The organism is Methylobacterium sp. J-076 (genome assembly GCF_022829405.1).
Taxonomy (GTDB): Bacteria; Pseudomonadota; Alphaproteobacteria; order Rhizobiales; family Beijerinckiaceae; genus Methylobacterium.
The window spans coordinates 43,788-50,354 of sequence record NZ_JAKSXW010000050.1; the positions used below are offsets into that span (position 1 = coordinate 43,788).

Genomic DNA, 6,567 nt, shown 5'->3' on the forward strand with positions numbered 1-6,567 from the left:
CGGGTGGGAGAAAGGTCGACTATTCTTTTCCCTTACTGCTTCCCGGCCCGCCGTGCGCGTCGCCGTTCTACAGTCGCTACGGCTTCAGTGCCATTTGCCTCCATCCAGGCATCTACAGCTTGGCGGAGAAGCTCCTGGATTTGAATGCCTTCATCTAACGCAGCCTGCTTGATTTCATCGTGTCGCTGCGGCTCAACATAGTAGCCGAGGAACCGCTTTCCCTCGCGCGTAGTCTTGGCCGGAACCGGCTCCGCTACTGCCGGTACGACCGGCGGTACAGCCTTTGCCTTTTCTGGGGCTTTCAACGACTCGGCCACCTGCGCAGCCATCGACAGGGGGTTCGGCTTAGCCATCACACAATCTCACTCGCATTCTTGCGTGTCCGTGTCTTAGCACGCAGGCTAGCTTGTTTTGAAACATGCTTCCACACAGCTCGTACGTCGAGGGCCCCCTTCCCTTCCGGCTCGACCTCAATCGCGGTCTGGCCGGCGTCGGCTGACCGCGGGAACACCTTCAGATCGTGGATTACAGATCGCAAAATCGGCATACCGATGTGATTCAGCTCGCGGCGGATCCGGGCCGCCTCGCGGTCACTGCGATTTCCGACCCTGTTGAGCACCACGCAAGTTGGCTTGTTGGCCTGTGTGGCAGCACGCACCGTGCGGGTGACGGCCTTCAGATCGAACAGGGCGACGCCGGTCGGTATCACGACAGCATCTGCTACCGCCAGGGCGGCTTCCACCTCATCTGTCGCGTTGGGCGGGGTGTCGATCAACATTAGATCTAGGCCGAGCCCGCGCCCGGCCTCAACAATCTGCGCCACCGCGCGGGGCTTGGCGTCAGATACGAACGGCTGCTCGGCTTCCCGCCGGTCTGACCACTCAGACAACGACGACTGCGGGTCGAGATCGATAATGCCGACCTTATGACCGTCCTCAATCGCTGCGGCGGCAAGGTTGATCGTTAGGGTGCTTTTGCCGACCCCACCCTTCCAGGCTAGCAACGCAACCACCTTCATCAGTGTGACCCCACACAGGTTGTCCGGCACAGCTACCGACAATCCTACATCTACACCATCCAAACTGCCGGAACGTCAACATGAATGAAAAAACACAAGCTAGCTTGTGTGGAAATGTGGTTGCATGGAATGCGTATCAAGCGCAGTGAGTGAACCGGCAACATTGACTTAGCCGTGCGACCCAGCCGACATGCCATGTCCGGCTGACGCGCTCTCTGTGCGAGTCGTCGGCAGCATCAGGAGACCACGCCGCCGCAAGTCGACCTCTGAAAAGCCAACGGCCCCCCAGTCGCCAAACTGGAGGGCCGTCGAAATCGAAAAGGGCCTGTGGGGCCACAACGCACTCCCCACAAGCCATGAGACGCCCCCGGGCGTCAAGCGGGAACGCCAATTCTCGCGACGATGAGGCTTTGCCCTGTGGACCGGACGCCCCTGCGGTGGCCCGGAACGACCTGTTGCGGCCCGATGAGGGCCGAGAGACGTGTTTGTAGACGAGATCCGCCGCGCCATTGAGGCGTCGAGCCGAATCACCCTGCCGCAAGTGACGGCGCTGCTGTGGCGCGCCTTCGGGGAGGGGAAGGTCACGGAAGCTGAGGCCGAAGCGCTGTCTGGGCTGATCGAGGCGCGCACGGACGCGCCTGCGGCTCGCAGGCTACCGGCGAGCTCGCGACCCAGCACCGACGCTGCAATCTCATCCCCGACCCAGGACAGAGCAAAACCTCCCAAGAGAGATATCGGCTCGCGCCCTCGCACGGACTCCTCTCTGAAGCGCCGCCGCCGCTGGGCCGCCTCGGGGCGGCTTCCGCCGGGGCTCGCGGCGCAGTTCACCGTGGCCGAGCAGGCGGTGCTGGCCCTGGTCGCCACGGAAACCTCAAAACGAGGCGATTGCCGACTGGCCGTGGGGCAGCTCGCGGCGATCGCGGGCGTGGCCGAGACCACCGTCCGCAACGCCCTGCGCGAGGCTAAGAAGCTCGGGCTAGTCACCGTCGAGGAGCGGCGGGTGACGGGCTTCAGGAACGACACCAACGTCGTGCGCATCGTCTCACCCGAGTGGCAGGCCTGGATGCGGCTGGCGCGTAAGCCGGGCAGAGAACTCTCGGGTGCTGAGGTTCACCGGGCCACGCTGAGCAGTGGGGGAGGGTGCAAATCCGCGAAGCGCACGAGTACTGAAGTTCTAATCCTGTCAGAATCGGGGGAAACGGACCCGTCAAAATGCTGCCGACGGGCAGCGAGTGACCTCGACCGATCAGACCGAACGCGAATCCGCGTGGGTCGTGGCACGGGCCGAGCCATGCGCTGAGGGTCTGAGCTCGTACGGTCTGACGAACGCCCCTCTCTCCTCGGGAGGAGGCTTGGGCTTCTTCGACCAGAAGCCCATCAGCTTTCTACTGACCGAACGCCATCCCCGCGCAGGCCCTGGGAGGACGATCCATTTCGCTCTACGCTCACGCATCCGATCCGAGCGTCGAACCGCACCATGCCGATCCGGCGCGAGCACCGCTTCTTCTACCCGATCGACTGGCCGCAGCTCTCGGCCGCGATCCGGTTCGGGCGTGCCCGGGGCGCTTGCGAGGGTTGTAGGCGACCGCACGGGCGAACCGTGGTCCACCTCGGCGATGGCCGCTGGTGGGACGAGGCGGTCGCCGCCTGGCGTGACGGGCGAGGGCGGCGGGTGCGCGTCGCGCCCGGGGCGGTCGACATCCTCGGGAGCGTGCGTCGGACCCGGGTGGTGCTGGCCGCGGCCCACCGCGACCACGACACCGCCAACAACGCGAACGCCAATCTCGCCGCGTTCTGTCAGCGCTGCCACATGATCCACGATCGGCCCGAGCACCGTCGCCGCCGCTGGACCACTCTGTTCCGACGCAAAGCGCTGGGTGACCTGTTCCGCGGGCCCTACGGGTGATCCCAGGCGGCTGAGATCAGCACGCCCGTGAGGCGATCGGTCATGCCCGCGGGCTGACGATCACCGCTCGATCCCGGGCTCGCGACCGCGTTCCGGATCGGGGCGACCGAGATGGCGCGCGAGCTGCGCCACTAGGCGTCGAACCGCCGGGGCCGGCGCGCGGCCGAGCCGGCGCCCAAAGGCGTCGATCAGGCGAAAGGCCGGCACGATCATATGGCCGACCCCGAGCCACGCTGCCGCCTCGCGCAGCGCCCGGGCCGCGCGTACCGCCCGGCCGACGTCGATCCCCGGGGCGACACGCTCGGGCAGCCCGAGCACCCCGTCGCGCACGAACGCCACCCGGTCGGCGGCGTAGTCGACCACGTTGGCCTTCTCGCGGTAGCCACGCGCTTCCCGGAACAGTCGCTCCAGGACCATCGTGTCGTTGGCCGGCATGCGTGGATCCGCTTGGCGTTGCCGACACAGGGCGTCGAGCCGGTCACGCTCGACCACCACCCGCGCCGCGTGCCGGTGCCGGGTCAGGCCGACATAGACCTCGCGCGCGTCGGTGCCGGCCCCGAGGTACACCACCGCCGCGGAACAGGTCCGGCCCTGCGCCGCGTAAGATGTGCCGGCGTAGGCGTGGACGACCTTGGGATGGGCCGGCCGACGGCCGAACCGGGGGACGCGCCGGAGCTCGTCCCACGCCGCCTCGATCACCCGCCCGTCCTCCAGCGCCAGATGCAGGCGCGCACCGCCATCCGAGTCCGTGACCAGCGCCTCGATCCGGGCGCGGGTACCGTTGCGCAGGCCGAGGTGCGGCAGGCTCTCGCCGAACCGGAGAGTATCGCCGAGCGCGAGCGCGAGTGGCACTAGCCGATCCTCGCGGTCGCGCGCCGGCGGAGCGATCAGGTCCGGCCCGAGCCGGCCCTCGGCCCGCAGCGCAGCCCGCGCCCGGGCGTTCAGCGTCGCCGCGTCGGCGTTGCGCCGGGTGACGATCAGCACGTCGTCGCCGTAGCTCACGCGCTGCTCGGTCCAAGTCGCGATCACGCGCGCCTGCGCCGCCTCGGCCCCCGCGACCAGCTCGACCTGTCCCTCCGCCGCGTAGGCGCGCAGACCTGCCTCGGCATCGCCGCGCGCCATCACCACCGAGGCGGCGCGCTGCCACGCCACCGTCTGACGGCGGACCTCGCCGAGCACCGCGGAGCGCCCAACCACCTCGGCCACCGCCCGCAGCGCACTCGCGCCCCCGACCGAGGCGAGTTGCCGTCGATCGCCGATCAGCACGACCTTCGCACCGGCCGCCTGCGCCGCGCTCAGCACCGCCTCCAGGTCGCGGCTCGACACCATGCCGGCCTCGTCGACCAGGACCAGGGTGTCGCGGTCGAGCGCCGCGGGGTTGGTTTGGGACTCGGCATCCGAGCGGGTCGCCCGGGCGCGGTCGTGGCGCCAGCGGGCGATCGCCTGTGTGGGGATCCCGGTCGAGCGTCCGAGTTCGTCGGCCGCGACCCAGGAGGGCGCCAGGCCGATCACGCGCATCCCGGAGTCGTGCGCGGCCGCGACCAGGACCGCGGCCGTCGTCGTTTTCCCGGTGCCCGCACCGGCCTGGAGCAGCGATACCCCATCCGGGCCGGCGGCATGGCGCACGGCTTCGGCCTGTTCCGCGCTGAGGCGGCCGTCCCGGGCCAGAGCCGTCGTCACCGCCTCGGGGGCGATCCAGCGCCGGTCCAACGGGCGATCGGCGGCGCGCAGCATCGCTGCCTCGCAGGTTGCGATGCCCGGGCTGGTCCAGCACGCGCTCGCCCCCGGCACCATCTCGGCGGCCGCCAGCGGCAGCAGCGTGCCGTCCCGCTCCAAGTCGGCGAGTTCCGCCTCCACCACCTCGACCCCGAGCCCCTGCACCCCCGCGAGTTCCAGGGCGCGCTGGAGCAGATCCTTGCGCGTCACGACGCTCTCGTGCCGGAACAGGGCCGAGGCGGCGCGCGCGACCGGGCCGTCGCCGGGGATCTCGGGCGGGTCGAACGGGGGTTCGCGTTCCGCATCGCGCGCGGCCGCGCGCGTGTCCTCGGGATGGCGCGCGGCGTCCCACGGATCGAGCGCGCAGGCGGCGAGTTCTTCGCGCCAGCGCGCCTCCAGCTCCGCACCGGTCGGCAGCTCGTGCTTGCCCCGGCGGGTGGCGAGCGCGGCGACCTCGCGCTGGGCGGATGTGGCCCCGGCGCCGGCATAGTCGAGGATCTGCTCCGAGCGCTTGGAGAAGGCCGCCAGCAGCGCCTCAGGCGGCCCGGCGACCTCCCATTGCCCGCGCCCGGCCTCGCGGTAGCGCAGGCCGAACCGCTCCCGCAGGTTCTCCGCCAGGGCGGCACGATAGGCGGCACCGACGGCGATCTGGTAGGCGTAGAGTTGCTCGACCTCGATGGTCAGGTGCGTCTGAGATTTGTATCGACCGGATCCGGAATGTTTCGGCGCACCGGCAACATTGATAAATACACAATGCGTATGAATGTTTGGATCACCTTCACGCGTCGTGTAATGATCGAAGCGGCCGACGATCAGATCGCTCGGCCGGTGTCGTTCGACGCCCCCCGCACCGGTCCGGACGGTGACCAATACCTCCGCCGCGACAAAGGTGAGCGCCCGCTCGACCGCGGCGCGGTGCGCCGCCTCGATCGCGGCGCGCTGCTCGGGCGTGCCCGCCATCCACAGCACGGAAACGGATTTCCCGGGGGTTAGGGTGAGGTCCTGACCGGCCCAGTGGCCCGGGCCAGCGCCACGCACTAGCGGCTTGCCGGTGCCGGGATGATATCCGGCACACAGGTCGCGGAACGAGCTGGCGGCGATCGGCGCGCCGTGGCGCACGACCGTCCCACCAGAACTCCACCACATGCCATCGCCATCCTTGGCATAATAGTCGTCGCGTCGGTCCGGGCGCGCCTCACGCTGGCCGTCGTTGGTGTAATACAGCCCGGCCGCCGAGCCGGCCCCGAGCCGGTGCAGCGAGGCGGTCACGCCGCCGGGGCCCCGGTACCGTCTTTGGCTCGAAAACGACAGACCTTGGTGAGGTCGATGGCGCCGGAGGGCGCACCGAGTTCGCCCACGGCCTGGGCCATATCGAGCAGGGCGGCGTCGATCCGTTCGGCGCGCTCGATCAGAACGCGGTGGCGGATCGCCACCTCCAGGCGTTGGGCCACGCACTCGGCCGCGAGGCTTTCGCTGGACCAGCCATGCTCGGCCGCGGCGGCAGTCAGGCGGGAGGCGAGGGGGGCCGCCAGGATAATGGTGAAGGAGACCTCGTCGGCCATTGGCGCACCTGATAGGGGTGGTTCGGGCTGGGCAGCCTGACACCCTCGGGCTCGATCGGCGAGGCTTGTGAACCCGCTCGGTTAACGCCGGGTCACTTCAGTGCGTGTGGTGTGATAGCCTTCTCCTTGCCGTACACGTTACCGTACCGTTACCGTATGGTTGCCGTTTGCAGCCGTAGTCTGCCGTCCTCGGCCGGATCCTAACGTGAGCTTGCCGTCGCCCTCGGCATTCGAGCGATCGGCTGCACGCCCTGGCAATCCCCGCTCTGCTAGGGCATTGCCATGGCCCAGCGCCCCCGCCTCGACCTACGCCGCCTCGCCCGGGACGCCGCCGCGACCCCCGGCAGCCGCCGCACCGCCGGTGC

Annotated in this window: 6 protein-coding genes; 2 read left to right on the forward strand and 4 right to left on the reverse strand. The window is 69.2% G+C overall.

The genetic code is table 11. From position 1 onward, the window contains the following. Positions 1 to 32: 32 nt before the first annotated feature. Both MKK53_RS03920 and MKK53_RS03925 read right to left on the reverse strand, forming a co-directional pair. On the reverse strand, positions 33 to 353 hold the full coding sequence (locus MKK53_RS03920; RefSeq protein WP_078947311.1) for a ribbon-helix-helix domain-containing protein: 321 nt from the start codon (positions 351 to 353) through the stop codon (positions 33 to 35). After that, a complete protein-coding gene (locus MKK53_RS03925) occupies positions 353 to 1,048 on the reverse strand; it encodes a ParA family protein (RefSeq protein WP_007568936.1) in 696 nt (231 codons plus the stop codon). Before MKK53_RS03925 ends, MKK53_RS03920 begins: the two co-directional genes overlap by 1 nt. A 451-nt stretch (positions 1,049 to 1,499) precedes the next feature. Between MKK53_RS03925 and MKK53_RS03930 the strand changes: the two genes are divergently transcribed. Then, positions 1,500 to 2,318 (forward strand): GntR family transcriptional regulator, encoded by an 819-nt coding sequence (locus MKK53_RS03930; RefSeq protein WP_007568938.1) that lies wholly within the window; start codon positions 1,500 to 1,502, stop codon positions 2,316 to 2,318. A 177-nt stretch (positions 2,319 to 2,495) separates the two neighbouring features. Next, a complete protein-coding gene (locus tag MKK53_RS03935) occupies positions 2,496 to 2,924 on the forward strand; it encodes a hypothetical protein (RefSeq protein WP_007568940.1) in 429 nt (142 codons plus the stop codon). Positions 2,925 to 2,984: 60 nt separating this feature from the next. Here the strand turns inward: MKK53_RS03935 and mobF are convergent, their stop codons facing one another. Together mobF and MKK53_RS03945 are read right to left on the reverse strand one after the other, a co-directional pair. Continuing rightward, positions 2,985 to 5,909, reverse strand: coding sequence for a MobF family relaxase (gene mobF / locus MKK53_RS03940; protein WP_007568942.1), 2,925 nt, complete (start codon positions 5,907 to 5,909; stop codon positions 2,985 to 2,987). Next, the gene (locus tag MKK53_RS03945) at positions 5,906 to 6,202 is read right to left on the reverse strand and encodes a hypothetical protein (RefSeq protein ID WP_053610978.1); all 297 of its coding nucleotides are present in this window, start codon (positions 6,200 to 6,202) and stop codon (positions 5,906 to 5,908) included. Before MKK53_RS03945 ends, mobF begins: the two co-directional genes overlap by 4 nt. Positions 6,203 to 6,567 lie beyond the last annotated feature (365 nt).

Excerpts from the sequence above, each read along its gene's own strand:
- MKK53_RS03920 (WP_078947311.1), bottom strand. The coding sequence starts at position 353 with ATGGCTAAGCCGAACCCCCTGTCGATGGCTGCGCAGGTGGCCGAGTCG.
- MKK53_RS03935 (WP_007568940.1), top strand. The coding sequence starts at position 2,496 with ATGCCGATCCGGCGCGAGCACCGCTTCTTCTACCCGATCGACTGGCCG.
- MKK53_RS03945 (WP_053610978.1), bottom strand. The coding sequence starts at position 6,202 with ATGGCCGACGAGGTCTCCTTCACCATTATCCTGGCGGCCCCCCTCGCC.